The sequence below is a fragment of the Streptomyces sp. NPDC002499 genome (assembly GCF_053595415.1).
In genome coordinates, this window is sequence record NZ_JBSFXO010000002.1 from 526,016 (window position 1) to 550,493 (window position 24,478).

Consider the following 24,478-nt stretch of genomic DNA (forward strand, 5'->3'; position numbering starts at 1 on the left):
CGGCCTCCGTCCCTGGTCGTGCCGTGAGGGTGGTCAGTCGCTGAAGCCCTGGAGCCGGCGCCTGATGTCGATCGTCGGCAGCACCACCTTGGCGGCCTCGACGACGACCTGAGGTGACTGCCGCTTGGTGAAGAGGACGGCGGCCTGGTAGGTGCCGTCGGTCTCGACCGGGGCCGGCTGGTGGTGGAGGACGTGCTGGAAGGTGCCCTCGCGCAGCGACCAGATGACCGAGTCGTCCTTGCCGGGGCCGAGGTCCTCGCCGCGGGCGTCCTGCGGGGTGATGACCACCAGGGCGGCCAGCATCCCGCTCGGGTCGTTGGGCAGCCGGGTCACCTTGATCTTGGTGGCCTTGCGGTCCACCTTCACCCCGGCGAAGGTGGAGGTGCTCAACTCCCTGGTGAACGCGTTGCCGTTGACGTCGTGGCCGTCCACGGACAGCCGCCAGCTGTAGGTCCCCTCTTTGAAGACCTGGGCGAAGGTGTTGGTGTAGTTGCCGTTGCCGTCCGGGTCGAAGAGCTGGTCGGTGCCGTCGACGAACAGTCCGCCGGTCGGCTTGTGCCGGGGCAGGTGGCGCCATTTCTTGTGGGTCAGCAGGGTGCCGATGCGCCCCTCCAGCCAGGTCGGCTCGTCCTCGTCGGCGTGGGCCAGGTCCGTCGGTACGGCGCCGAGGGCCGTCAGCTGCTCACCGAGGCCGACGGCGGGCGCGTCGAGTACGGCCCTGACGGTCGCGCCGGTGACGGGCGCGTCGTCCTGCCGGATCCGCACGGTCAGTTCCATCCGGTCGCCCGTGAGATACGCGGGCCGGTCCAGCAGCACGTCGGCCAGCAGGTGCAGGTCCACGTAGGCCAGCACCTGATCGGGGACGAGCTCTTCCGCGGTCGAGGGGCCCGTGCCGTGGATGACCCGCCAGTGGAGGGGAGCGCCGTGCGCGAGGCCCGGGAGCTTGGCCACCGACGTCGCCCGGTCCGAGGCGGTCTCCAGGATGTCGATGGTCTGGGGGAGGTACGAGGTGCCGTCCCACAGGGCGAGCTGGATGGTGCCGGTGAAGAGGGTCTGGCCGTTCGGTGGGGTCACCGCGAGGACCAGCCGGTCGGCGTCCGGCTCGGTGGACAGGTAGACGGCGGGCAGCGTCCCCTCGGGATCGTCGGGGTCGTCGACACCGGTGGTCGGCGAGTCCTGCTTGGAGACCAGGTTGACGGTCTGTGTGTTGGCCAGCATCTCGCCGAAGGATCCGGCGAGTTCGCTCGGGTTGTCGACGAGTGCGAACCGGCCCGCCCCGAAGGTCGCGAGCTGGCTCAGCACGTTCTGGTCGGCGGTCGGGCCGAGCGCGATGGTGGACAGCTTGCAGCGGCCGGTGTCGAGCACGGCCCGGCGCACCGGGTTGGAGTTGACGGCGGCCTGGAAGGAGATCGCGCCGTTGACCGCCGAGGAGGGCACCAGGGCCACGGTGCCGGCGTTCTCCTGGCCGTCGGTGCACATGATGATGGTGAACCGCTGGTCGGTGATGGTCCCGGAGGCGCCCAGCAGGTCGATGGCGGCGATGAGTCCGTCGCCGATCGGGGTGTTCGTGCCGGGGGCGCCGAAGTCGAAGTCCGGTTTGCCGATGGCGAGGACCGCGTCCGGCAGATTCGTCAGCGGGAGCAGGGTCTGGATCCGGCCGGAGGGGGCCCCGCCGCGGAATCCGACGGTCTCGTCCTCGAAGGCGATGACGGCCACGCGGTCGACGCGAGTGCCGGAACTGAGGCCTTCGCGCAGCCCGTTGAAGAGGTGTATCAGGACCCTGCAGGCGGTCTTGGCGTTCTCGAAGCGGTTCTCCGCCGCCATGCTGCCGGAGCGGTCGAGTACCAGCACGATGTCCTGCACGCGCTGGGCGATGGTCATCGTCGCGGGTGCGCTCGTGTTGTTCAGGAAGCCCGAGTAGATGCCCGTCGGGTCGTTGAGCCTGGTGGTGACGGTGAAGGCCACGGGGACCGGCTCGTAGACGCCGGGGGTGTGGACGGTCAGCGACGGCGTGGGGGTCGTGGTGTCGGTGGTGATCTCCAGGATCGGTGCCGCGCCGGTGTACGCCCACTGGTATTCGGGGGTCAGGCTGACCCCGGCGGGGAGTGAGCCGGCGATCGTGTGCGTCGAGACGGCCCCGCTCGCGTTGAGGTCGACCGGTTGCAGTTCCAGTGCGTCGGCCGGCACGGTCAGCGAGGCCACCGGGTCGACGGCCAGCCAGTTCACGTCGACGCTCCCGCTGGACAGGCTGAGGGTCCAGGTCGCCGCGACGTCCGCCGAGGCCCGCAGTTCCCAGCGCTCCTGGGGCGCGGTGCCGTTCCCCTCGCTCTCGTTGATGTTGACGGCGAGGGTGACGATGCCGTTGGCGACGGAGGGCGGGCTGGTGGTGACGGAGTAGTGCGAGACGTTTCCGCCGGCCGGCAGCGGCACGGGCGCGCTGCGCCCGGTCGTGGGAGCCGAGTCGATGTGGATCAGGGACAGGGAAAGACCGGGCAGGTTGTCCGGGTAGGTGAGGGTGAAGCCCTGGTCCTGAAGTGGGTTGATACCCGCCTTGAAGACGGTGACGAACGCCGAGGAGTCGGCGACGGTGTAGTTCGGCTGGCTTGCGGTGGTCGGGTTGACGGATGGTGCCGGCATGCGGAGTTCCCCCTAGATGGCGGTGATGATCTGCTTGGCGTAGACGTCGACATCCCCGGTGCGATTGCTGACCCACAGCAACCACAGGCCCAGGTCGGGCACGAGGAAGGGATGCGGACTGAGGTTGGGTTGGGACTGGGTGGCGGCGACGAGCCGCTGGGCGGCGGTCCAGTTGCCGCCGATCACGGTCCGGCGGCGCAGGACGAGATCCGAACCGCCGCTGATCCCGGGCCTGTTGCTGACCAGGTACACCGTGCCGTCCGCGTCGCGCACCGCGGCGGGCGTGGCGTCGGCGGCGTCGGAGTCGGGCACCCGCAGCGTGGTCCAGGTCCCGTTGTTGCCCGAGACGACGGTCAGTCCCGCGCCGTCGTCGTAGAAGACCAGGACCTCGGTGCCGCTGAGCGCCAGGACGAACACACTCAGCTCGCCGGTGGCCGGGAAGTCCTTCTGGAGGTCGATGACCGGCGGGTCCTGCGGGTTGGAGGTGGTCGGGACCGGGTTGAAGCGCAGGATCTGGAGTTTGGTCCCGTCCGCGTAGGCCACCCACACCTTGCCCTCGGCCGAAGCCGTGTGCAGGTCCCGCTGGGTCAGACCGGTCGCCGACAGCGCCACCGGCGCGAGGTCGAGGAAGACGTTGTCGGTGTGCCGGTAGCGCCGGTAGAACCACTGCTTGAGCGTGGAGCTGCTCTGGTGCGTGAAGAACACCACCTGGTCCCCGGCCAGCACGGCACGCACCCGCTGGTCCGACACCGGGGCCGCGGTGGCGGCCACCGTCTGCGGAGCCGCGGCGCCGAGCCCGGCCAGCGGCCCGCGCTTCATCAGTACGTCCGTGGCGGGCCCGTCCAGCAACCCGTTCTGGTACGCGATCAGCAGGTCGCCGCCGGGCAGCGCCACCGCAGCGGGCTCGATGTTCTGGCCCTCGCTGGTGATGGCGGGCGCGAGGGTGAAGCCGAGGTCGGGGCGGCCCGGATCCAGCCGGGCGGCGAGGATCTGGTTGCTGCCGGACCGCGACGCCTGCCATACGGCGACCAGCCCGCCGGCCGCGTCGACCACGCTGGCCTTGTTCAGCAGGTCCGCCTTCTCTCCCGGGGACACGGATATCTCCGGGCTGGGCGGAAGTTGGCCCGCCAACAGGGCGTTGATCGCGTCCCGCAGGCTGGCGCGGGGGCGCTTCTGTCCCCTGCGATAGGCCGGCGCGATCGAGGTGTCGCCGCCGATGGTGCCCAGGACGTCGTCGACCAGGGTGCTCGGCGGCACCTGGAGATTGCGCGGGCGCAGGTCGATCAGCGCCGGCGGCCGGATGGCGGTGACGCCGGACTGCCTGCCGATCCGGGCCAGTTGAAGGTAGGAGTGCCCGCTCACGTAGTCGGTGTCGTTGGGCACCGGCGGCTGGGTGGCGCCCGGCCGCACCCGCACCGCCCACTCCCGGCGCACCCGCACGCAGGTCTCGATGCCGACCAGCGGGTCGAACAGGGTGTCGTCCTCGGCCGAGGTGACCTCCCGGTCCCACACGTCGAGGTAGACCAGGTCCGAGCGGGTGCCCGACGTGGGCGCGGCGAGTTCCTGGACGACGGGCACACCCCAGGCCGTGGCCAACGCGGTGTTGGCGTACAGCGGTTGGGAGCTGTAGGCGAGCCGGCCCTCGTGGACGGCGTCGCGGCCGTCGGCGAGGCAGCGCCCCGCGCCCTCGGGGGTGCCGTCGCCGCCGGCGACGAAGAAGTCGTTGCCCGTGCCGGCCGAGGCGACCACGCGGTTGGCGGCGGCGTTGATCACCGCGGTCACCTCGGCGGCGGTGGCGGCGCCGAGGTCGGCGAAGCCGCTCGCCGTGAACGTCACGGTCTGGGGCGGCGCCCCGTTCGCCGAGACCACCAGGGTCATCCCGGCGGTCAGCGCGAACGGCTGGGCCGCGTCGCCGGTCAGCCGCGCGGGGGCCAGGCCGCGGGCCGCCTGCCGGTTGACCTGGGTGAAGCCCAGGGCCGTGGCGGCCGTCGACGCGGTCACGTCCACGCTCACCGAGGAGCCGACCGTGCCGGTCGCCGCCGGGGTGAGCCGGATCGTGCCGACTCCGCCGCCCGCGGCGGCCACCATCCGGAAGCCGTCGTTGCCGGCCGGTACGCCGTCGCCGACGAACCACTTGAGGAAGGCCTCGACCTCGAACCGCCGGATGTCCTCCAGTTCGTTCCAGTCGGCGTCCACCAGCGGGACGCCCTGTTGGAGCCGTATGCCCACGTAGTGCTTGACGCGGTCGAAGGTGCTGCGGGAAAAGTCACCCACGGTGCCCCCCTCCCCGGGACGTGCGGACGGTGCCGCTGGGCGGATGCGTGATGAAGACCGGTCGGGTGGTCACCGGCATGAAGTCCGCGAGCGCGCCCGCGAGTCGGGTGACCACGGCGTCGGTCCGTACGGGATCGGTGGTGTCCGGGGTGAGGAACAGGCCGACCGTGTCGCGGGAGATCCGGTCGGCGTCGGTGCGCCGGCCGCCGGACCCGGTGTCGTACGTATAGGTCTGGAAGTCCTCGAAGGTGCCCCGTGCCTCCCGTTTCGCGGTGTCCCGGGTGTCGACCGAGGTGGTTCCCGCGTACCGGTTGTCGAGGGTGCTGGTGGCGCCGAACTCCTCGCTCGCGTACGTGATGCCTTCGTTGGAGCGGTAGGTGAGCAGGGTGCCTTGGCCGGTGGGTACGGCGAGTGGGCCACGGCGTGCGTACGGGGCGCCGACGACTTCCTCGGGTGTGTCCCACGCGAGGGTGCCGGGTGTCAGGCCCGCGCGGACGATCGACCAGCCGCCGCCGCGGGTCGACGACCAGAACACCTCGACGGTGCCCGACGGCGTGACCCGGGGTGCGGGTTGCCGGTCGTGGAAGCCCTCGTTCGTTCTGGGCAGTGGCCGGACCTGGGACCAGTCCGAGGTGGCCGGGGCGAGGCCCTGCTTGATCCGGTAGAAGACGCTCCAGCGGCTCTGGCCGGCCGGACCCGCCGGTTCGCGCCGGGCCCAGAACAGCCAGAGGCGCGCGGTGGTTTCGGTGGGGTGGAAGACCACGCACAGGTCGTCCTCGACCCGGGGGTCCTGGCCGCCGGCGAGCGGGAAGGCGGCCGGGGTGGTGAGTTGCCAGTCGGTGCCGTCGTGCCGGTTGTAGCGCAACTGCCAGACCCCGGCCACTCGTTCCAGCCAGAACAGCCACACACCGCCGGCGTCGTCGGCCACCGCGGCCGGCAGCCGGCGCTCGATGGACGGGTCGCCGAACACGGCGGGCGCGCTCCACCGCGGGCCGTCGGCGGTGGGGGTGCGGACGGTGAAGTTGATCCGCCAGTGCCGATCCTGCGCTGCCTGTGCGGGATCGTAGGTCTGCCAGAACAGCCACAGCTTGTCGCCCTGGCGGGCCGCGGCCGGGTTCTTGTCGGTGGCGGGCCCGTCGGTGACCGGTCGGCTCGGCTCCCAGTCGCCGTCGGCGTACCGCTTGGACCAGATGTCCCAGCCGTGCTGACGGCGCGTGTGGTAGACGAACAGCGTCGAGCCGTCGGCCTCCTGCACCGCGGCCGGCCGGCCGTCGTGGGCGAAGTCGACCGACGCGAGGGACGGTGTGCTCCAGTCGCCCGCCGAGTCGCGCAGTGTGGACCACAGGTTGAGCCGCTCGGGCCGGTTGCTGCGGGCCACGTTGTGGACGAACTCCTTGGTGCGGTTCGACCAGCCGGAGACCCTGGCGACCGTCGCGTCCAATGTGGGGACGCTGCCCGTGCCCCGGTACAGCCGGGGCGCGTAGCGGATCTCGTTGCGCTGCGCGGCGACCGGCAGGCTGTGGTCGGTGCGCCAGCCGATCCACTGGGCCAGCAGCGGCAGCAGCCCGCCCTCGACCCGCTCCAGGTCGGCCAGCGACAGCGCGGCGCGGCCCAGGCTGTAGAGCCGGTCCAGTTCGGCCCCGGGCAGGTCCAGGAATCCGCGCAGTTGACCCGGGTCGGTGTCGAGAGACGGTTTGTCGACGCTGCGTGCCGGGGGCCGGTCGGCGTCGTAGCGCCGGTAGAGCGCGGGCAGCATGCCGTACAGCCGGTCGGCGAATCCGTAGTGCGTGGTGGCGGTCGCGGCGGCCACGTTGTGCGGGTCGGGGTCGTAGACGGGCGGGTCCCCGGTGAAGGGGAACAGGGCGTAGTAGTAGACGTGTTCGCCGAGCAGGCCGTTGTCGCTCGTGCCGGTCAGGCCCTTTCCCTGCGCGATGGTGACGCCGTCGTGGGGATCCTGCGGGTGGGTGCCCTCGCGTCGCACCACTCGGATGCTCGGAGGGACCACGTCCTTCGGGTAGGCCCAGGTCAGGTCGATGCTGTTGCCGTCGGAGTGGGCGGTGGCGGTGATGTCGAGCAGTCGCATGGTCAGCCCCCCGCCTGGCCGAGGAGGACGACCTTCAGGCCGGACGCGTAGGCGGTCTCGGTGGGCACGACCGGCACCTCGTTGGGACCGAGGGTGATCGTGCCGTGCGGTTCGACGGCGGGGGTCGGCCGGTCGCCGCGGCGGAACTCGGTGATGTTGACGAAGACCACGCCCGGCACGCTCTGGCTGACGTCGTAGAAGCGGCTCAGGTACACGCTCTGGTTGAAGTCGACCCGGTCGAAGGCCAGCAGGCCGGCCGCCGCCCGCTGCACCGCGGCCACCACGTCGGCGGGCACGTAGAAGCTCTCCACCGAGATCTCGGCCGTGACGAGGATCGGGACGTAGTCCACGTCGGCTATCTCGACGATCTGGCTGAGCATCCGTTTGTCCTCGAAGTAGGCGGTGAGGCTCGCCGCCAGGACGTCACTGACCTTGCCGCCGCCCTCGGGTGCGACATAGAGGGTCACCTCGTTCCAGCCCGTGGCGGCGGCGCGCACTTTCCCGACTCCCTTGTGGCTGAGGGCAAGTGCCTCGAAGTCGGGTGCGGTGACCGCGCGTCGCAGGGAGCGGAAGACCGCCGGTGCCTGCCGTACGGCGTGGGTGATGTCCTCGCGTTCGGCGCCGCCGGTGGCGGGCAGCGGGTTGGTGATCTGGGCGCCCAGGAGGGCGAGTTGAGGGGTGTCGGCGATCGTGGTGATCGCTCCGGCGGGCACGTTGCCGGCCGAGCCGCCGCCGACGCGGTAGGTCGCGGTGATCTGCGCCCCCTGGCGGGGCACCGAGCCGAAGGTGCCGTCGCCGAACACGACCGTGGCCCGGTCGTTCTCGTCGACCTCCATGACGTAGTCGTCCTGTCCCGACTGGCTGAACGCGAGGGTCTCGCGCCGGGTCCACGCGTCCACCGTTCCGGACAGGGTCGTCAGCAACAGGACGTCCTGGCCGGTGAGTTGGGGTGCCGACAGGCGGTCGAGCAGGGCGCCCTGGTGGGCCAGGGGGAAGCGCTGGTTCGCGGTTCCGTCGGAGGTGCCGAGCACCTCGCCCTCGATGAGCCGGCCCTCCTGCACGGGCAGTCCGGTGAAGGTCTTGCGGCCGGTGGTCGCATCCGCCGTGAGCGCGCCGAAGTCGATGGTCAGGGGCGAGTCGCCGGCGTACTCGAACCGCATGCTGGGCCGGTCCTTCTGGCTCCTGGTGGCGAACGCGTCGCCCTTGACGATCGTGACCACCTCGCCGACCGAGCCCGGCACGGACACCGTCAGGGAGGCGGCGGCCGGCGCCGCGGTGCCCAGTTCGTAGCCGATCAGCCGCAGGTGGTCGATGACGCTGCGGCGGGTCTGCGCGGTGCCCAGGAAGCTCTCGTTGGCGACCCGGTCCTGGTAGTAGCTGAGGATGTCGCCGATGTGCGCGAACAGTTGCAGCAGCACGTTCCCGAAGTCGGCCTCGTTGGTGAAGTCCGTCCACTGCGAGAGCTTGTGCGGGATCTGGTCGCGCATGGCCTGGAGCAGGCTCTCGTAGTCACGGGCCATGTAGTCGATGACCGGCTGGCCGTTCACCTGCGCTATTTCCACCATCACGTCGCCCTTACCTGAAGTGGACGCGGAGTGCCTGGGGAGCCAGGTCCTTGCGTCGTACGTAGGCCACTTCCACGGTCAGTGCCTCGTCGTCGGAGCGGACGTCCACCCCGCCGACCACCAGGAGGTCCCCCAGCCAGCGGGTGAGCGCCGAGCTGACGGAGAACTCCACGGCGGCGGCCATGATCGTGTTCGTGGGATCGAAGACGAGGTTGAACAGCCCGCAGCCGAACTCGGGTTGGTTCACCCGCTCCCCCGGTGCGGTGAACAGCACCTGGACCACCTTGCCGCGCAGTTCGGCGTCCTCCCCGTCGGGCCGGATCGCCCCCGAGGCGTCGACTCCGAGCGGGAATCCGAATCCCGTCGCCATGTGCTTCCTCCCTCACCCGGAACACGTCACGAAGTCCTGGCCCTGTGCGGCGACCGTCGAGTCGGCGGGCTTGCCGAGGCCGCTGCACGTGTCGATCGCGTCGCCGTCCAGCAGCACCCGGACGCCGCCGACGGTGAACAAGGCGTTGCCGGCCGCGGAGTTGGGCACGCCGGTGCCCAGGGGTGTGTCGGTGATCTGAAGGGTGTCGTCCACGTTCGGGGTGAGGGCGAGGGTGCCCGGGCCGGGCACGAAGTTGCCGCCCGCCGAGCCGACGTGGCCACCGCCCGGCGAGTCCTCTCCGGGATCGAGTCCACTGCGGCTGGTCACCAGCGCCACGGGCGTGCCGGCGATGGTGACGAAGGTGCTGAGCCCTTCGGTGACCGAGCCCTTGTAGGCGTAGTCACCGATGCCGACGTACAGGGCGTTGGGTGGCGGTGCGGCCGGGTTGGGGCCCAGGCCCTGCACGTTGTGCTGGTCGGTGCCCTGGACCGGATCGCCCTTGACGACGAGGAGTTGTCCCATGGCTCAGCCCTTCTTGAAGTCGACGGTGTCGCAGACGATCACCACGGGCTGGCCGGGGGCGTCGATGGTGAACGGCACGGCGGCGTGCAGCGTCATCGCCTTGTCCGTCATCTCGATCGTGTTGCCGGTGGCGTCGGTGACGCGGATGCCGTGCTGGGTCAGGGCGATGAGGTGGCCCTTGACGCCCTCGCGCAGGAGGACCGTCTCCGCGCCGTCGCGGTCCTCGAACTGGAGGGTGTGGCCCTTGAGCGTCTTGATGATCTTGCGTGTGATCAGCTTCGGGACCTCGGACTCCTCCGTGCCGTCCGCGGCCTGCGGCTTGGGCAGTTGGCTCGCCGCGTCCGGTGCCGTCCAGTAGGTGCCGACCCAGATCGGGAACTCCGGGTCGCCCTCCTCGAACTCCACCCACACTCCGGCGTCGCGCTCCGGCACGAAGAGGAATCCCTGGTCGGGCGCGCCGCCGAAGGGCGCGCACGGGGTGGCCCAGCCGGTGACGACGTCCGGGCCCAGCACGCTGGGCACGCTGACCTTGAGCCGGCCGAGCCGGGAGGGGTCCTCGTTGTCGCGCACGACGCCCCGGTACTTGCCGTAGAAGCGGCGCTCGACCTTGTCCGCGAGGTCGGCGACGACCCGTTCCAGTTCCAGGGTCATCGCACACCTGCCGGGATGCCGAGGCCGGCGCGGGTCGCCGTCAGGGCGTTGCGCTTGACCCGGAAGTGCTGGTTGTAGCTGTTCTCCCGGAAGCGGTGGGTGACATGGGTGACGTAGTAGGTGCCGCTGTGGGTCGCGCCGACTCCGTTGATGACGACGGTGCGGCGCGGCAGGAGCACGGAGCCGTACTGGTTGGCGGCCACCTCGCCCTCGCCGCTGACGAACCACTCGCCCCGGTCGTGCAGGGCCTGGCAGATCGACTCCATCTCGTGGGCGCTGGTGGCCACGGTCCGGGCGACCCGCACCTGGCCGGGTTTCATGCGCGCGGGCAGCACGTCCGCCGGGCGGCGGGCGCCGAGGGCCGGTTCGTGACCCGGGCGCGACACGGCTTCCAGCGGGGTGCCGGTGGCGTGGTCGAGCGCGTTCATGGTCACGTCCGCCGGGGCGAGCGCGTTGACCTCCAGGCTGAACTTGTTGACGTTGGTCCGGGCGCCGGCGTGGACGTTGAGCGGGGCCTGTGCGGGCGGGCCGAGGTCGGGCGGCCGGAAGTATCCGGTGCCGCCCTCCACGAAGCACTCGTAACCGTTGCGCAGGGCCAGCCGCTTGAGGAACCGGATGTCGGTCTCGCGCTGGACGATCGTGGAGATCTCCTCGTTGTGCACGATCGTGGTGTCGGCCACCCGCGGGGTGAGTTCGGCCTGCTGGAAGACCAGGGCGGCGATGTCGCTGTCCTTCATGTTCGGCCAGGCCTTGAGCACGTCCGTCCGGTCCATCAGCACGCTGCCGTCCATCCCCCACACCTCCAGCCGGCACTGCTCCATACCGGGGCCGAACTCCGGTCGTACGTGCGTGATGTACGCGGTCAGCAGCTTGCGGGCGTCGTCCTTGAGCCCGGCGGTCACGGCGACCTTCCGCCACAGCGCGAACCGCCCGTCGTCCAGATGGGTCCACGAGCCGTCGGCCCGCAGCCGCAGCGCCAGGGTCATCCGGAACATGCCGGCCAGTTCCTCGTCGAGTTCGATGTCGAGGCCGATCAGGTCGCACTTGAGGTCGGAGGCCTCGGCGCCGTCGATCTCGATGAGCAGGTGGTCGTTCTGCATGGCCCGCCCCCTCAACTCACCTGTGGAGGAACGACGACCGGCCGCCCGAGCCGCCCCTGCTCCACCGGGAGGCCGACACCGAATCCGGTCGACCTGATCACCTCGGACAGCGCCTGGGCGTCGACGCTCGCCCGCGCGTGGGTCACCAGGACCGCCCGGTCGACCTGTTCCACCACTCCGCCGCCCGGCTGCGGTACGGCGCTCACGTCGTCGACCACGGTCACCTCGTCCACGCCCACCGTCCGGGACAGTTCGCTGATCAGGGCCGCCCAGGGCGGTGTGCCCTGGCGCACGGAGAGGGGGAAGCGGTGGGTCACCAGCGGTCCGCCGTCCAGCAGGTCGAGGGGCGAGAGGAACGCGGGGTTGGCGTCGCAGATGTGCCAGTACTGGAGCGGCTGGCGGTAGTAGGCGAAGGCCAGTTGGTCCAGCCGGTCGCCGCTGTCGACGGTGTGGGTGAAGGTGCCGGTCACCTCGGGCAGGGGCCGGACGTCCTTGGCCGCCACGACCCTGCCCCGGGCGTCGACGACCGCGATGTCCGGCACTTCCAGATAACGGGAGAGCTTGTCGAACATGCCGCGTCACCCCGGGACCACGACGTTGGCGGCGTCGGTGCTGTTGGCGACGTTGAGCGCCGACATCGCCTCGACCATGGCCTTGGAGTACAGGTACGGCACGCTGTTGCCCTCGATGACGGTCAGGTTCACCGACACCGTGGCCCGCACCGGGTTGAGGTCGGCGCTGAACTCCGTCTCGGTGATGTTCATCGCGTTGATGTTCACCGGGAGCACCCGCTTGCGGCCGAAGATGAAGAGGATCATCGGCGGGTTGGGGCTCCTGGCGAAGCTGAAGCCCGCGGACTTGCCGAGCAGGGCGTCCCCGGCCCGCCCGAGCAGGCTCTCGTCCTTCGGGTACACCATCAGTTCGAGCGTGGAGATCTGCGGGGCGATGCCGAACTGCTCGGTCACCGTGTCGCGGTCGTCGAGCTTGTCGGTGGCGTCCAGCCGCAGGTCGAACGCGATGGTCTGGTCCTGCACGTTCACCAGTTGCTGCCGCTGGAGTTCCAGCAGATCGGAGAACTCACCGCGGCACTGCCGCAGGGTGCGTTGCGGCGCGGCGGCCGGGGCCGGGCCGGGCACGCCGGGGAACGAGAACGTCAGCGCGTGATTGCGGGTCAGCTGTACGGGGTTGAACTGGAACACCACCGTCAGTGGTGGCACGCTCAGCCCGAACTCCACGAAGGCGCCCCGCAGGATCCTGGGCTTGTTCGGAAAACCGTCGGTCATGACTCCCCCACCTCGGCCCAGAGCTTGCCGATCTTCTCGAACTCCCTGCGGGTCCCCCGCAGGATGTGCGGCCGCCCGATGGCGGTCCCCTCGGCCGCGGCCAGGAACGCCGCCTGGAGCACGATGTTCTTGATGTTCGCGCCGGTCACCGCGAACTCCCGGGCCAGCCGGGCCGGATCCACGTCCGCCGCCAGCGGCGCCCCGGGCGGCAGCAGCGTCTGCCAGATCCGCCGCCGGTCGTCCGCCTCGGGAAAGGGAAACTCCACGACGAAGCGGATCCGCCGGGTGAAGGCGTCGTCGATGTTCTGCCGCAGATTGGTGGCGAGGACGACGATGCCCTCGTACTCCTCGATCCGCTGGAGCAGATAGCTCGTCTCGATGTTGGCGTACCGGTCGTGCGCGTCCGACACCTCGGTGCGCTTGCCGAACAGCGCGTCGGCCTCGTCGAAGAAGAGGATGGCGTTGCCGGAGCTCGCCTCGGCGAAGATCCGCGCGAGGTTCTTCTCCGTCTCGCCGATGTACTTGCTGACCACTCCGGACAGGTCGATCTTGTAGAGGTCGACGTCGAGTTCGTGCGCGAGCACCTCGGCGGCCATCGTCTTGCCGGTACCGGGCGGCCCGCTGAAGAGCACGCTGAGACCGGTTCCATAGCCGAGGCGGGCGCCGAACCCCCAGGTGTGCAGCACCTGTTGGCGGTGGCGGACCTGGTCGCAGATCTCCCGGAGCTGGGTGACGCGGTCGGCGGGCAGCACCAGGTCGTCCCAGCCGCAGCGGGTGCGCACCTTGGTGGCCGCCGGTCCGAGCGAGTGCTGGGACTCGCTGCGGCAGGCCGCGGTCAGGTCGGCCAGGGTCAGCTCCCGTGGCACGGGCTCCATCAGCCGCCGGTTGTCGGCCAGCCGGACGGCGGCCCGGATCCGCGCGGCCGGCAGCCGGTACCGCCCGGCCAACTCGGCGGCCCAGTCGGCTTCTTGTCCGGCGTGGGCACCGAGGACTTCCTTCCAGAGCGCGGTGCTGCGGGACAGGTCCGGCAGCGGTACGTCCATGGAGTGCACCGGCAGCTCCGTCGCCCCCGCCGTCCACGGCGAGGTACCGGTGAGGAAGACCGGGAGTCCGAAGTCGGCGACGGCGTCGGCGAGCGCGGCGAGCAGTGCCCTGTTCTCCTCGCCCAACAGGACGTCCACGTGTGCGAGATGCACGGCCGCATCCCTCAACAGACTTTCGCGGAAGGCCAGTCGCACCAGAGTCGCGCCGGCGGGGCCGACCAAGGTCCTGACATCGGCGCTGACGAACGGGAGGTCGAGGCGGCGGCTCGTGAGCCGGAGCAGGTCGAACTGACCGTCGCTGTCCGGGCCGTGGAGGTGACAGACCAGCGGCGGCCGGCCGGGGGTCAGATGATGGACGGCCAACCGCAGCAGTCGGTCGGCGAGTTCGGGATCGGCCGCCTCGCGCTCGATCGGATCGGTCGGCTCGTACACGCCGACGTGGCCGACGAGCCGGGCATCGGGCTCACCGGAACCCAGCAGATACTGGCGGATCCGCGGATCCAGCACCAGGAAGCGGGCCAGCCCGGACGAGCCGGACGGACTCAGCGGGTCGTCGACAGTCCGCAGAATGCCGTAGCGCAGCAGGGGCGCGTCGGCCAGGAAGAGGCTGCCGGCGATCCAGCGCTCCCGCTCGCTCGTGCAGAGCAGCTCCAGGATCAGGTCGACGCTGGGCCTGCGGCGGGTGATGTCGTCCTGGAGGTAGGCGTACAACCGGTCGTACTTGCGGCGCAGTTCAGGAGCGAGACAGATGAGTACGGCGCCCAACTCCGTCGGCGACAGCCCGAAGAGCCGACCGAGGGCGACCAGCGGCGGTTCGACACCTTCGTGTGCGCTCTCCCGGACCCTGTCCTCGATCTCGGCGGAGAGCACCTTCAGAGCGACCAGGTTGGCCGCCGTGCCGGAGCTGATGCCGGTGTCGAGGCCTTCGGCGAGCAGCCTGTCGACCTCCTGCCGGGTGATGTACACGGTCCGGTCCACCTGGGAGTGCGGGAACGCCTCGTTCTGAAGCGCGGCCGTCTCCAGCCGCAGCGCGATCAGCAGGTCGAGACGGCGCAGTTCGTCCGTGAGGTGCTCGAAGGTGTCCTGGTAGGCCGTCATGGGGTCACCTCGTAGAGGGTCATGGGGTCACCTCGTAGAGGAAGGTGCGCCGGTAGAGGCCGGCGACGTCCACCCGCACCTCGTAGAAGCCGGGGAGCAGGTCGTCGGGTACTACGGCGGTGAAGGTGTCGCCGGTCAGCTGTTGTCCCGGCAGCACCGCTCGGTCGCCGATCCGCACCCGGCCCCGCCATCGGGCGAGATGGACGCCGGTGAAGGTGAGCGTGGTGCCGGCGGGGCCCGCAGCCGGGGTCATGTCGGTGACCGCGGGCGGGTCGAACGGCGCCCCGACGTCGACACCGACCTGCCGCACACGGTTGGCCAACGGCTGCCGGGCGGCCGGGAGTCGGTCGAGCTGCACGGTGGAGACCTGGTAGAGCACGGACAGGCGGAACGGCTGCGAGAAGGTACTCCAGATCCGGCTGAGTTCCTCCGGGTCGAGGGCGTTGCCGGCGATCTGCAACCGCTCGCGGGCGTCGGCGAGACCGGGGTCCAGATAGACGGACGGGACGACGGCGTTCTCGTAGAACACCCGCATCGCCTCGCCGAGGAGCTGGTGCGCGGCCGCGTTGCCTTCCTGCGGGTCGTTGGGCGCGTAGGGAGTCAGCAGGTAGGACATGGTCAACGACAGGGGCGCCGGCACGAGTTGGTTGGGGCTGCCCGGTTGGACTGTGAAGTCCTGGTTCTTCAGGAACGGGTTCTCGGCCAGCTTGTAGAGGAACAGGTTGATCCGGCGCGTGCTGCTCTGCTCGTCCGGCGCGAGGATCGTGACGTCGGGCGCGGGGCTGAGCCGCATCTCGCCGACCAGGAGGTTCCGCAGCGACGCGCTGACCATGCCGAGCGCGGTGGAGGCACTCATCGCACGACCCCGTTCAGGAACCGCCCGAGATGCCGACGCTCCCAGAAGGCGGCCTCGCCCGACGGCTCGGCGGGGGCCCGGACCACAACGACCTGCGGTGGAACGGGAGTTCGGGTGGGTGCCGAGGCTTGGGGCGCGGTGGGGGTGAGTTCGGCGGGCTGCTGCTGCGGGGGTGTGGGGGCAGCGGTCGGCGGGGGTGTGCTCCGGCGGTAGGGCGGGGTGACGTGCCGGCGGGGGCAGGTCCGAGAAGCAGGCGAGGGGGCGAACGGCTCGGCGGGATCCGGCTCAAGTGGGGTGTCGATCCCCTCTGAGCGCGGGATCGGTCGGCGGGTGGGCAGGGTCCGCGAACGGGTGGGGGCGGGCGCTGCGGGGGCGTGGCGAGGGGTGGGGTGGGGAGCGGCGTGGGGCGCCGGACTGGGCGTGGGCTCAGGACTGGATGTGGGCTCAGACGCGGGCGTGTGCGGGAGGTTGGGCGCAGGTGTGGACGTGGGCGCGAGGTCGAGCGCAGGTGTGAGGCCGGGTGCAGGCTTAGGCATGGGCGCGCGCTCAGGTATGAAAGCGGGCACAGGCGTGGTCGTGGGGCGTGACTCGGTCGGAGCCTCGTCATGAAGGGCGCGTGCCGGCGCGTTCCGCACTGCTTTTGGCAGTTCCCTCCTCGGATTACTACGGACCAATTCGCCTTCTGATACCGGGACTTCGGTCGCCGACCGAGTTGTGTGGTCCGGTGCCTTCGCGGGGCGACTCGCGGTTGGCTCTTCTTCCGTCCGATGGGAAGTCGCCGTCCTCGCCTTGCCACCAGGGACGACCACGTCGACGATGACCGGCGTGACGGCGACCGCTACGGTCTCGGTGGTCGCTTCCGGCTCGCGGGGCAGAACCTCGGCCGCGCTTACGGTCTCCGTCTGCGCCAGGACATCGTCCCAGCCCGACGGCGCCATCGAACTGTCTTCGCCCTCATGGACGTAGTGGAAAGAACGCCCCCGCCCAGCCGACGTGAAGCTCGTCCGGACACCCGTGTCCTCGGCCACCCCGAGCAGGGCGCGCGCACCGGAACGGTGGAGGTAGGGCTGAGCCCCGTCGACCAGGACCGCGCGCGCATAACTGTCGGCGACCGCTTCCGGCTCGGCGTCATGTGGTCGTGGCGGACGCGCGGAGCTGGACGCACCATGCGCTGCACGCGTGCCAGCCGCACCCTCTTCAAGCGCAGGCCCTTCAAATGGCCTTGTGCCAGCCGCGAGTTGAGTTACTGGACGAGTCAGCCGCCCCCGCCCGCCGGTCCCCGCCTCGGCCTCCACCTCCGCCAGCACGTCGTCCCACCCCGACGGCGCCGCCGTATCGCCCTGGTACTCGCGGACGTAGCGAAAGGAGCGCCCCCGCACCGCCGGTGCGAAGCTGACCCGTACGCCCGTCTCCTCGGCCGCGCCCAGCAGGGCGCGGACGCCGGCGCGGTGGCGGTAGGGGCGGGCACCGTCGGCCAGTACCGCGTAGGCGTAACCGTCACGTGCCACTGTTGAGCACCTCGATCGCGTCGGCGAGCACGTCGATGTACGTGTGCCGTCTGTCGCGGGTCATGGCCATGATCTCGGTCTCGCTCCAGTGGTAGTGATAGGCCAGGTAGTGGACTTCCTGGTACAGCGCGGTGGCGTCGGTGCGCAGTTCGCCGAAGAAGAAGCGGTGGACGTCGAAGGGCGCGAGGAAGGTCCGGCCGCACTCGGCGCACTCGGCCTCCAGGGTCTGTTCGACCGAGGGGGCCCTCTCCCGCATGGCTTCCTCGATCTCGGCCCTGACGGCCGCCGGCAGCGCGGCCACCGACTCACGGTCCGGTGGGTCGCCCTGCGGACCCATCCGCAGGACGCAGCGGGCCAGCAGTCCGGTGAGCGTCTCGGCCTCGTTGACCGCCAGGTGGGCCGAGAGTTCCTCCTGGTCGGCGCCCGTGGGCAGTCGGAAGGTGACCTCCGTGCCGTCGGACGTGGTCATCGTGTGGGTCGGTGCGCGATCCCGGGCCTCCTCGACCGGCACGCTGTCGACGGAGAACTCGATCGAGACCCGTCGACCGCACTCCGGCCAGGGACAGATCAGGCTCGCCCCGACCCGGTCGCCGAAGGTGGCCCTGCGCAGGTGCAGCAGCAGGAACTGGCGGTCGGCGACCAGCAGTTGGCGGGTCACCTCCGGCGGTACCGGGCTGATGTCGCCCAGTCGGGCCACGCACCGGCTGAGCACCTCGGTGACGAACGCCGCCGTGTGCGGCGAGCGGGCGCCGGCCAGCAGCTCCTCCTCGCGGCCGGTCAGGGTCGCAAGTTCGAACTCTCGGTGCAGTCGTCCGGCGGAGTCCCAGTAGCCGCCCGGAAGCACGCCCATGGGGAACCTCTCAGGTCTCCTTGAGCTCGGTCACCGAGGTGTCCCGGGCCCAGCCTTCGTTCTCGAGCTTGATCGAGCTGATCATCACCGCGTTGCCGCCCGCGTCCAGCTCGGGCAGCGCCTGGTACTCGGAGACCCAGCAGCGGTAGACGTTGTAGGCGAGGACCTTCTGGCCGCCGAGGTTGTAGACCTCGATGGCGATGTCCTTGCGGAAGGTGGCCAGGGACATCGCGGCGTCGCCCTGGAAGTTGTTCACCTTGTTCGCCCAGTCCTCGAAGGTGGTGTCGTGGGTGACACCGGCCTCCAGCGTGATCTGGGCGTGCTGGGTCTTCCCCGGTATCTGGTGGGGACCGCTGGCGTCGCCGCCCTCGTACCAGGAGGTGACCTCCGTGGTGCGTTTCAGCGGGCTGCACTTGTTGAGGCCGGCCACGTACTGGCCGTCGATCTTGATCTTGAACCTGAATCCCAGGTAGGGGTCGAACCGGGTGCTGTTGACAGTGAACTTGGGCATCGGCCCTGCTCCTTTTGTAGTTCGTCCGCCGTTACCCGGACGCCAGGCCCGCCTGCTGGCTGATCTTCACGACGACGAACTCGGCCGGCTTCAGGGGTGCGAAGCCCACGAGCACGTTGACCACCCCGGCGTCGATGTCGGCCTGCGTGGTCGTCTCCGCGTCGCACTTGACGAAGAAGGCCTGCGAGGGGGTGGCGCCCTGGAACGCCCCCTGGCGGAACAGGGTCGTCATGAAGGAGCCGATGGACAGCCTCAGTTGGGACCACAGGGGCTCGTCGTTGGGTTCGAACACGGCCCACTGGATGCCGTTGTAGATGCTGACCCGCAGCATGATCGCGGTCCTGCGCACCGGGACGTAGCGCCATTGCGGGTCCGCGGAGATCGTGCGGGCGCCGAACGCCACCACGCCGACTCCGGGGAAGCGCCGGATGACGTCGACGCCCCGGGGGTTGAGGTTGCCGTGGTCGACATCGCTCAGCTCAGCGCCGAGACCGACGACCCCGTTCAGCCCTGCCTCGGTACCGGCCGGTGCCTTCCACACTCCGCGGGAGGCGTCGATGCGGGCGTAGAGGCCGGCGATCGAACCGGAGGGAGGCAGAAGGACCGGATCGGCCGAACCGCCCGCGGGGTCGAGGGACTTGACCCACGGGAAGTACAGCGCCCCGTAGGAGTTGGAGGTGGTCAGCTTGTTGCGGAAGGTCGTCGCGTCGGCGACGGTGTCGTCGTCCCGGCCGGTCTCGGCGATGTAGAAGACGTCCTGGAGCGGGCGGTTGGCGCAGTAGGCCATCCCCAGGTCGGCCATCGCGGGGCTGGACTCCCCCGGTACGGCCAGCAGGCTGAAGTCGGTGACGTGGTCCAGCCGGGAGAACGCGTCGCTGAACGAGGTCTCGGTGATGTCCGCGTCGCCGTCGGAGCCACGGGTGGCCGCCGTGACGGGCGCGGCGATCCCCGAGTCGCCGATCTGCAGCAACTGGACGGCGGCCGGGCGTCGTAGCGCGATGCCGTCCTCGGAGCGTCCGCCCGCTGCGGCCCCGATCCTGAGCAGCGCGGTGGCGTCGTGCGCCGCCACGGGCTGTATCCGTACGGACGAAGTGGCCGTGGTCGTACCGGATTTCAGCACGAGCCGGGACTTCGTGCCCACGGTCTCCGTGGTGCAGGCGAAACCGGTGAAGGCCGCGGGGTCGGTGGACGCCTTCCTCTTGTGCAGGGCGTGCACCGCGGTCTCGATGGCGGCGGCCACGTCACTGAGCGCGGTGGCCGTGCCCGCTCCCGTGGCCAGCGTGACCGGCTGGAAGCCGTCGCCGTCGAGGGAGATCTGGAAGGCGAGGTCGGTGTCCAGCGGCAGGGTCGGGCCCAACCCGCCCCGGTGGACGCCCTGTTGGGTGCCGCTGTTGGCCGCGAGGACCTCGACGTCGATCAGCCCGGAGGCCTGTCCGACGACAGTGACGACGTAGGCGGGCGAGGCGGGGTCGATGCTGAGGTTGTCGAAGACCTCCAGCGCCGGCAGGTCCTGCGGGCTGTCCGGCACAAAGGTGGGATCGGTCTGCCGGCGGACCGTCAGCTTGAACAAGTTGCCGGGGTCGAGTGTGCCGTCCTCGATCTGGAGGAGCAGCGTGTTGCCCCACTCGCCCTTGTTCTTCGCCGAGAAGGTGAGTCCCGCCGCCGGCTGGGCGGCACGGTTGTGCACGGTGACACTGGCGACCTTGGCGTCGGTGCGGGTGACGCGCACGATGTAGCACTGGCGGCCGCCGTTGCCGAAGTACTGGAACACGCCGTGGGCGAGGTAGCTGTCCGTGATGAACGAGCCGTAGACGCGCTGGAAGTCGGTCCAGTTGGTGATCAGTCCCGCGCCGGTGTCCGGACCCATCTCGCTCAGTCCGACGAACGCGGCGGTGGACGTGCTGGCCGTGTCCAGCGGCCTCACTCCGCCGGACACCTCCTGGACGTAGACACCCGGATAACTCAGGGTCGGCATGATCGTCTCCTCTACGAATCGAAGCCTGGGGTGCGCACGGTCATCCGGTGGAGTCGGTACGTTTCCGGGTGCGCGGGCCCTTGCTCGCGCCGGTGTCGTCCTGGGCGGCGGGCGCCTCCTGCGCGGCGGAGTCTTCTCGGGCCGCGGAGGCCTCGGACTCCTCGTCGCTCCGCTCCACCTCGATGTCGCCGCGCCGGCTCAGCCGGTCCACCTTGGCGTTGTCCGCCAGCTCGGCGTCGCGCAGCTCGGCCGACCACCGCCCGGGCGACAGCCGGACGGTGCGTCCGCTGTTCAGCGAGACCATGATCGGGCCCGACGTGAGCAGGCTCCTGATCCGTACGGTCATGTGCTCCTCCTCCCGGGGCCGCCTTCGAACAGCGCCCCTCAGTCCTCTCGCGCCGCGTCCGCCGCCGAGCGGATCGCGTCCAGCAGGTACTCCGACCACGGAGCCCCCGCCCCTCGCACCTGTTCGGCGAGCCGGCCGACCCGGACCAGACCCAGTGGGTCCGCCGGGTCCACGACCACGACGGCCAGGCGCGGGTGGGCCCACATCAACTCCAGGCAGGCGCCCAGCGATCCGGTGCCGGACGCGGACGTCACCAGGACGTCGGCCCCGCGGGCGTCGAGTGCGGTGGCGGCCTCGGCCGCTCCGCGGGCGCTGCCCACGATCGTCATGTCCTGCGGTTGTGCGGCGATGCGCGCCACGATGTCGCGGTCGAGAGCGACCATGTCCGCGACGAGAACTCGAATCGGGTCCATCGGTGTGCACCGCTTCCGGTAAGGACAACTCTGCTGAAGTGCGCGGCCGTTGACATGAATCCCCCGGGTCCACAAAGGGACCGGACCGGGATCCGGATCCTTCGCCGGATCACCGGGGCAGGGTGAACAGTTCGGGGTGCAGTTGCCGCGCCTTCGCCTCGTCCGTGGTCGGCGGCTTGTAGCGCTCCTGGCCGGGCAGGTTGCGCGCGACGCCGTCGAGGACGGCCTGGTCGTCGACGACCTTGACGGCCTGGAAGAAGGCGGCCAGCCGCGCGGTGAACTCCGCCGGCCGGGCGGCGGCGGGCAGGGTGTTGATGGCCGCGCCGTGCTCCAGGAAGAACCGGGTGCCGAGCTGGTTGGACACGATGTCCTCGTAGCTCCAGGCGGACTTGGCGCTGTCGGTCCAGAACTTCGAGCGCTGTACGGGGTCCAGCTGGTCGAAGAGGTCGGACTGGGCGCCGGTGAGGGTCTGCCGGGCCAGGAGGTTGGCGCCGAGCTGGGTGGCGGTTCCGGCGGCGGCCCGTGGCAGGACGAACAGCCCTGTCTGCGGACCGCGGACCTGCATCAGCCGGGTCACGTCGGTGGCCGGCGGCGCGCCGAGGAGGACCTTGTCCTTCACCTTCTGCTGGCTGCGTTCGATCTCCGAGCCCTGCGCGGTCGCCCGGTCGAGGCCGCCCTGTCGGTTGCCCGCGGCCCTGACCTGGCCCTCGGCGAAGTCGATGAAGGCGAAGAAGTGCTGTCCGTCGATCCAGCCGTAGTCGCGGGAGTAGAGGTAGCGCGGGTGGGCGCTCTCCACGCCCGGCCGCTGCTCGGGCTCGGTGAAGTGCCGCAGGAAGACTGAGGTCCACACCCGGCGGGCGAGCACACCGCAGGTCACGTCCGGTTCGAAGTTCGACGTGACGCGCGACCACATGCGCAGCGTCGGGTCGGTGGCTTCCTCGTTCCTGGCCTGTCCGAGGACCCGGTCGGCCTCCCGCAGCATCTGGGTCGAGGTGGCACGACGGGGATACGTCGGCTCCCGCAGCAGCACCTGGCCCGTGCCGAGCATGTCCTGCACCGCCGCCGCGCCGGCCACCGTGACCCGGTCCGCGTCACGTTCCAGGGCCTCGGTATCGGCGCCGGCCCCGCCCGGCCGGCGTTGCTGCAGGGTGTGGGCGATCTCGTGCAGCATCCGGAACCGTCCGGCGGACGTGCCGGTCTCCAACTGGCCCGCGCCGAAGAAGACATGGTCGCCCACCGTGAACGCGTTGGCCCGCACGCCCGCCGCCGCCTGATGCGCGAAGGCGTCGTCGTGCAGCCGTACATGCCCGAGGGGCAGACCGAAGTGCGCACTCGCCCGGGACGCGATCTCGGCCGGCAGCGGACTGCCGGCCGCGCGGGCCCCACGGACCGCAGCCGCGGCGGCCGCGGGGCCGTGCCGGTGGAAGGCGGTGGCCACCTGGTGCGCGGGTGCCCCGGTGACCATCTCGTGCGACGGTGCCTCGGTGGAAGCGGACAGGTCCACGCCTTCCGCGAGAGCTCCGTTCCCGAGACTCCGCAGGATGTGGCCCGGTGGAGAGGTCGTCCGTGCCCGCGAGGCGGAGGCCGCAGCCCTGCCCGGCGGGGACCGGTCCTGTCCCTGTGCGCCTTTCGCGGAACGCTCGAGCACCTGGCACCTCCACGCAGAGGGGGCATCAGGGCGATTGTGCGGGGACCCTTTCGCGCGCGAATGAATCCACGGGATCCGGATAGGGACCGGTACGGGATCCGGTCCCCGCGCCAACGGCCGCTACAGGCGAGGCCGTTGCTGTCCGATCCGGTGCGGACAGGGGCGGTGCGGGCAAGGTCATCCGGAATCCGCGCACCGCGGCGGCGACCTCGTTCCGGCTGCCCACGCCCAGTTTCTCCAGGACGTTGTGCACGTGGTTCTTCACGGTGGTCAGCTGGATGTGCAGCAGCCGCGCGATCTCCTTGTTGGCGTGCCCGGACTCGATCAGCGCGACGATCTGCAGTTCGCGGGAGGTGAGCTTGGGCGCCCGCACGCCCCGGTGGACCCTGGCCAGCGCGGCCAGCCGCCCGACGAGTCCCGCGGCGACACCGGCCTGGCAGCTGAACTCGCCCCGGGTCGCGGACCGGAGCGTGTCGACCAGATCCGTGAAGGAGTTCTCGTTGGTGACGTATCCGGCGATGCCCGCCTCCGCGTACGCCACCACGTCCGCGGCCCGGTCGGAGATGCCGAGCACCACACACGGCACCGCGGTGCTCTCACCCAGCCGGTACAACGCGTCGAGACCCGCCTCGCCGGCCATGTCCCCCGTCGTGTCGAGCAGGACGACGTCGACGTCCGCCCCGACCAGCAGCGACTGCGCGACACCCACGTCAGGCGCCGTACCCACCAGCTGTAACCCGTCCTCGCCGTCCAGCAGTTGAGCCAGGCCCTGCAGATAGATCCGGACCGGCGAGATCACCACCACCCGGATCCCCGGTGCCCCCGGTCCCCCTGATGCCCCTCTGTTCACTTCGACGTCCACACCATCCATACGGTCCATACGGCTGCATCCCCCGATGAGTACCGGCGCCCGCCCGGCGGTGCGGACCTGCGTTCGCCCGACGCGCGCCCTGTTGGCCCACCAGGCTGCTCCGCGCGAACCCGGCTGTCACGGCGCGTTCCGGTGACCGGAACGGACCGGGGAAAGAGCCGGGGGAATATGCCGTCAGACCGTCCAGGAGCGCAGCTGATCGGCGACCGCGGGAACACGCACCCGCGTGTCGCGGATCTTCCGCACGAGTTCGGACAGGGCGCCGTAGGGCGGGTCGATGCCTTCGCCGGACTGGGCCATGTACTGGGCCGCGACGAACGCGGCGTACAGGCTGTTGCGGTGCGGGAGCGGCTCCAGGCGGACGATCGTGTGCATGAGGGCGGCGGCGCGCCAGGCCGCGTCCGGGTCGGCGGCTTCGAGGGTGGGGAGCTTGGTCCGGTGCCTGGCGATGGCCGCCACCAGGGCGGAGTAGTCGGTGACGGACATGTCCTCATGCCCGAGGGCGGACTCCTGGACGTCGAGGAGCCAGGAGACGTCGATGTTCAGGTGCATCAGGCGGCAGCGGCTCCGTCGGCACGCTCGGCTGGCGGCACCTCGTCCGGGAAGGCGTCGTCGAACTCCTCGCGCAACCGGTCGGCCCACGCCCCCGCGCCCGCGACGAACTGCCTGCGCTGCATCTCGCGGACGCCGAGGTCGTGGAGGTACTGCTTGAGGCTCTTGCCTTCGGCCGCCGCGGCCGCGCGCACGCCTTCGAGTTCCTCGTCGGTGAAGGACACGTTCAGTGAGGGCATACGGCGATGGTACCTACTTGGTGCCAGTCATGCGACCGTCGGAGCGGAAGCCGTCGCCGGACGAGACATGGAGCCACTCGCCG

21 protein-coding genes are annotated in these 24,478 nt (G+C 70.6%); all 21 read right to left on the reverse strand.

Annotated features, from left to right (window positions below):
- Positions 1-33: 33 nt before the first annotated feature.
- The 21 genes from ACWD5F_RS06870 to ACWD5F_RS06970 all read right to left on the reverse strand — a co-directional run bounded on the left by ACWD5F_RS06870 (position 34) and on the right by ACWD5F_RS06970 (position 24,395).
- On the reverse strand, positions 34-2,637 hold the full coding sequence (locus tag ACWD5F_RS06870) for a vWA domain-containing protein (protein WP_451251813.1): 2,604 nt from the start codon (positions 2,635-2,637) through the stop codon (positions 34-36).
- Positions 2,638-2,649: 12 nt separating this feature from the next.
- The gene (locus ACWD5F_RS06875; protein WP_451251815.1) at positions 2,650-4,911 is read right to left on the reverse strand and encodes a DUF6519 domain-containing protein; all 2,262 of its coding nucleotides are present in this window, start codon (positions 4,909-4,911) and stop codon (positions 2,650-2,652) included.
- Positions 4,904-6,994 carry a hypothetical protein gene (locus tag ACWD5F_RS06880; protein WP_451251817.1) on the reverse strand — a complete coding sequence of 697 codons (2,091 nt, stop codon included), beginning with the start codon at positions 6,992-6,994 and terminating at the stop codon, positions 4,904-4,906. The genes ACWD5F_RS06875 and ACWD5F_RS06880 overlap by 8 nt, the downstream gene beginning before the upstream one ends.
- A 2-nt stretch (positions 6,995-6,996) precedes the next feature.
- A complete protein-coding gene (locus tag ACWD5F_RS06885; protein ID WP_451251819.1) occupies positions 6,997-8,559 on the reverse strand; it encodes a baseplate J/gp47 family protein in 1,563 nt (520 codons plus the stop codon).
- 10 nt (positions 8,560-8,569) lie between these two features.
- Complete coding sequence (locus ACWD5F_RS06890) at positions 8,570-8,929, reverse strand: GPW/gp25 family protein (RefSeq protein WP_124003105.1); 360 nt, start codon at positions 8,927-8,929, stop codon at positions 8,570-8,572.
- Between the two features lie 12 nt (positions 8,930-8,941).
- Positions 8,942-9,451, reverse strand: coding sequence for a hypothetical protein (locus ACWD5F_RS06895; protein WP_451251822.1), 510 nt, complete (start codon positions 9,449-9,451; stop codon positions 8,942-8,944).
- Between the two features lie 3 nt (positions 9,452-9,454).
- Positions 9,455-10,102: a phage baseplate assembly protein V gene (locus ACWD5F_RS06900; RefSeq protein ID WP_451251824.1), complete on the reverse strand. Its 648-nt coding sequence runs from the start codon at positions 10,100-10,102 to the stop codon at positions 9,455-9,457.
- On the reverse strand, positions 10,099-11,202 hold the full coding sequence (locus tag ACWD5F_RS06905) for a phage late control D family protein (protein WP_451251826.1): 1,104 nt from the start codon (positions 11,200-11,202) through the stop codon (positions 10,099-10,101). The genes ACWD5F_RS06900 and ACWD5F_RS06905 overlap by 4 nt, the downstream gene beginning before the upstream one ends.
- Positions 11,203-11,213: 11 nt before the next feature.
- The gene (locus tag ACWD5F_RS06910) at positions 11,214-11,774 is read right to left on the reverse strand and encodes a hypothetical protein (RefSeq protein ID WP_451251828.1); all 561 of its coding nucleotides are present in this window, start codon (positions 11,772-11,774) and stop codon (positions 11,214-11,216) included.
- A 6-nt stretch (positions 11,775-11,780) separates the two neighbouring features.
- Positions 11,781-12,485 (reverse strand): hypothetical protein, encoded by a 705-nt coding sequence (locus ACWD5F_RS06915; protein WP_451251830.1) that lies wholly within the window; start codon positions 12,483-12,485, stop codon positions 11,781-11,783.
- Positions 12,482-14,626, reverse strand: a complete 2,145-nt coding sequence (locus ACWD5F_RS06920) for an ATP-binding protein (RefSeq protein ID WP_451251831.1) — start codon at positions 14,624-14,626, stop codon at positions 12,482-12,484. Before ACWD5F_RS06920 ends, ACWD5F_RS06915 begins: the two co-directional genes overlap by 4 nt.
- A gap of 19 nt (positions 14,627-14,645) precedes the next feature.
- Complete coding sequence (locus tag ACWD5F_RS06925) at positions 14,646-15,482, reverse strand: DUF4255 domain-containing protein (RefSeq protein WP_451251833.1); 837 nt, start codon at positions 15,480-15,482, stop codon at positions 14,646-14,648.
- Between the two features lie 1,497 nt (positions 15,483-16,979).
- A complete protein-coding gene (locus tag ACWD5F_RS06930; protein ID WP_401715089.1) occupies positions 16,980-17,840 on the reverse strand; it encodes a T4 family baseplate hub assembly chaperone in 861 nt (286 codons plus the stop codon).
- A 10-nt stretch (positions 17,841-17,850) separates the two neighbouring features.
- Positions 17,851-18,351 carry a phage tail protein gene (locus ACWD5F_RS06935; RefSeq protein WP_401715091.1) on the reverse strand — a complete coding sequence of 167 codons (501 nt, stop codon included), beginning with the start codon at positions 18,349-18,351 and terminating at the stop codon, positions 17,851-17,853.
- Positions 18,352-18,382: 31 nt separating this feature from the next.
- On the reverse strand, positions 18,383-20,326 hold the full coding sequence (locus ACWD5F_RS06940) for a phage tail sheath family protein (protein WP_451251835.1): 1,944 nt from the start codon (positions 20,324-20,326) through the stop codon (positions 18,383-18,385).
- 40 nt (positions 20,327-20,366) lie between these two features.
- Positions 20,367-20,672: a hypothetical protein gene (locus ACWD5F_RS06945; protein ID WP_451251837.1), complete on the reverse strand. Its 306-nt coding sequence runs from the start codon at positions 20,670-20,672 to the stop codon at positions 20,367-20,369.
- A 38-nt stretch (positions 20,673-20,710) separates the two neighbouring features.
- Positions 20,711-21,085, reverse strand: coding sequence for a hypothetical protein (locus ACWD5F_RS06950; protein ID WP_451251839.1), 375 nt, complete (start codon positions 21,083-21,085; stop codon positions 20,711-20,713).
- Positions 21,086-21,194: 109 nt separating this feature from the next.
- Positions 21,195-22,589 (reverse strand): eCIS core domain-containing protein, encoded by a 1,395-nt coding sequence (locus tag ACWD5F_RS06955; protein WP_451251841.1) that lies wholly within the window; start codon positions 22,587-22,589, stop codon positions 21,195-21,197.
- A 169-nt stretch (positions 22,590-22,758) separates the two neighbouring features.
- Positions 22,759-23,535, reverse strand: a complete 777-nt coding sequence (locus ACWD5F_RS06960) for a LuxR C-terminal-related transcriptional regulator (protein ID WP_451251843.1) — start codon at positions 23,533-23,535, stop codon at positions 22,759-22,761.
- Between the two features lie 243 nt (positions 23,536-23,778).
- A complete protein-coding gene (locus tag ACWD5F_RS06965; RefSeq protein ID WP_451251845.1) occupies positions 23,779-24,156 on the reverse strand; it encodes a toxin Doc in 378 nt (125 codons plus the stop codon).
- On the reverse strand, positions 24,156-24,395 hold the full coding sequence (locus ACWD5F_RS06970) for a hypothetical protein (protein ID WP_185146375.1): 240 nt from the start codon (positions 24,393-24,395) through the stop codon (positions 24,156-24,158). Before ACWD5F_RS06970 ends, ACWD5F_RS06965 begins: the two co-directional genes overlap by 1 nt.
- Positions 24,396-24,478 lie beyond the last annotated feature (83 nt).

Coding starts and splice junctions, on each gene's coding strand:
- ACWD5F_RS06870 (WP_451251813.1), bottom strand. CDS start 2,637: ATGCCGGCACCATCCGTCAACCCGACCACCGCAAGCCAGCCGAACTAC.
- ACWD5F_RS06880 (WP_451251817.1), bottom strand. CDS start 6,994: ATGCGACTGCTCGACATCACCGCCACCGCCCACTCCGACGGCAACAGC.
- ACWD5F_RS06885 (WP_451251819.1), bottom strand. CDS start 8,559: ATGGTGGAAATAGCGCAGGTGAACGGCCAGCCGGTCATCGACTACATG.
- ACWD5F_RS06890 (WP_124003105.1), bottom strand. CDS start 8,929: ATGGCGACGGGATTCGGATTCCCGCTCGGAGTCGACGCCTCGGGGGCG.
- ACWD5F_RS06895 (WP_451251822.1), bottom strand. CDS start 9,451: ATGGGACAACTCCTCGTCGTCAAGGGCGATCCGGTCCAGGGCACCGAC.
- ACWD5F_RS06900 (WP_451251824.1), bottom strand. CDS start 10,102: ATGACCCTGGAACTGGAACGGGTCGTCGCCGACCTCGCGGACAAGGTC.
- ACWD5F_RS06905 (WP_451251826.1), bottom strand. CDS start 11,202: ATGCAGAACGACCACCTGCTCATCGAGATCGACGGCGCCGAGGCCTCC.
- ACWD5F_RS06910 (WP_451251828.1), bottom strand. CDS start 11,774: ATGTTCGACAAGCTCTCCCGTTATCTGGAAGTGCCGGACATCGCGGTC.
- ACWD5F_RS06915 (WP_451251830.1), bottom strand. CDS start 12,485: ATGACCGACGGTTTTCCGAACAAGCCCAGGATCCTGCGGGGCGCCTTC.
- ACWD5F_RS06920 (WP_451251831.1), bottom strand. CDS start 14,626: ATGACGGCCTACCAGGACACCTTCGAGCACCTCACGGACGAACTGCGC.
- ACWD5F_RS06925 (WP_451251833.1), bottom strand. CDS start 15,482: ATGAGTGCCTCCACCGCGCTCGGCATGGTCAGCGCGTCGCTGCGGAAC.
- ACWD5F_RS06930 (WP_401715089.1), bottom strand. CDS start 17,840: ATGGGCGTGCTTCCGGGCGGCTACTGGGACTCCGCCGGACGACTGCAC.
- ACWD5F_RS06935 (WP_401715091.1), bottom strand. CDS start 18,351: ATGCCCAAGTTCACTGTCAACAGCACCCGGTTCGACCCCTACCTGGGA.
- ACWD5F_RS06940 (WP_451251835.1), bottom strand. CDS start 20,326: ATGCCGACCCTGAGTTATCCGGGTGTCTACGTCCAGGAGGTGTCCGGC.
- ACWD5F_RS06945 (WP_451251837.1), bottom strand. CDS start 20,672: ATGACCGTACGGATCAGGAGCCTGCTCACGTCGGGCCCGATCATGGTC.
- ACWD5F_RS06950 (WP_451251839.1), bottom strand. CDS start 21,085: ATGGACCCGATTCGAGTTCTCGTCGCGGACATGGTCGCTCTCGACCGC.
- ACWD5F_RS06965 (WP_451251845.1), bottom strand. CDS start 24,156: ATGCACCTGAACATCGACGTCTCCTGGCTCCTCGACGTCCAGGAGTCC.
- ACWD5F_RS06970 (WP_185146375.1), bottom strand. CDS start 24,395: ATGCCCTCACTGAACGTGTCCTTCACCGACGAGGAACTCGAAGGCGTG.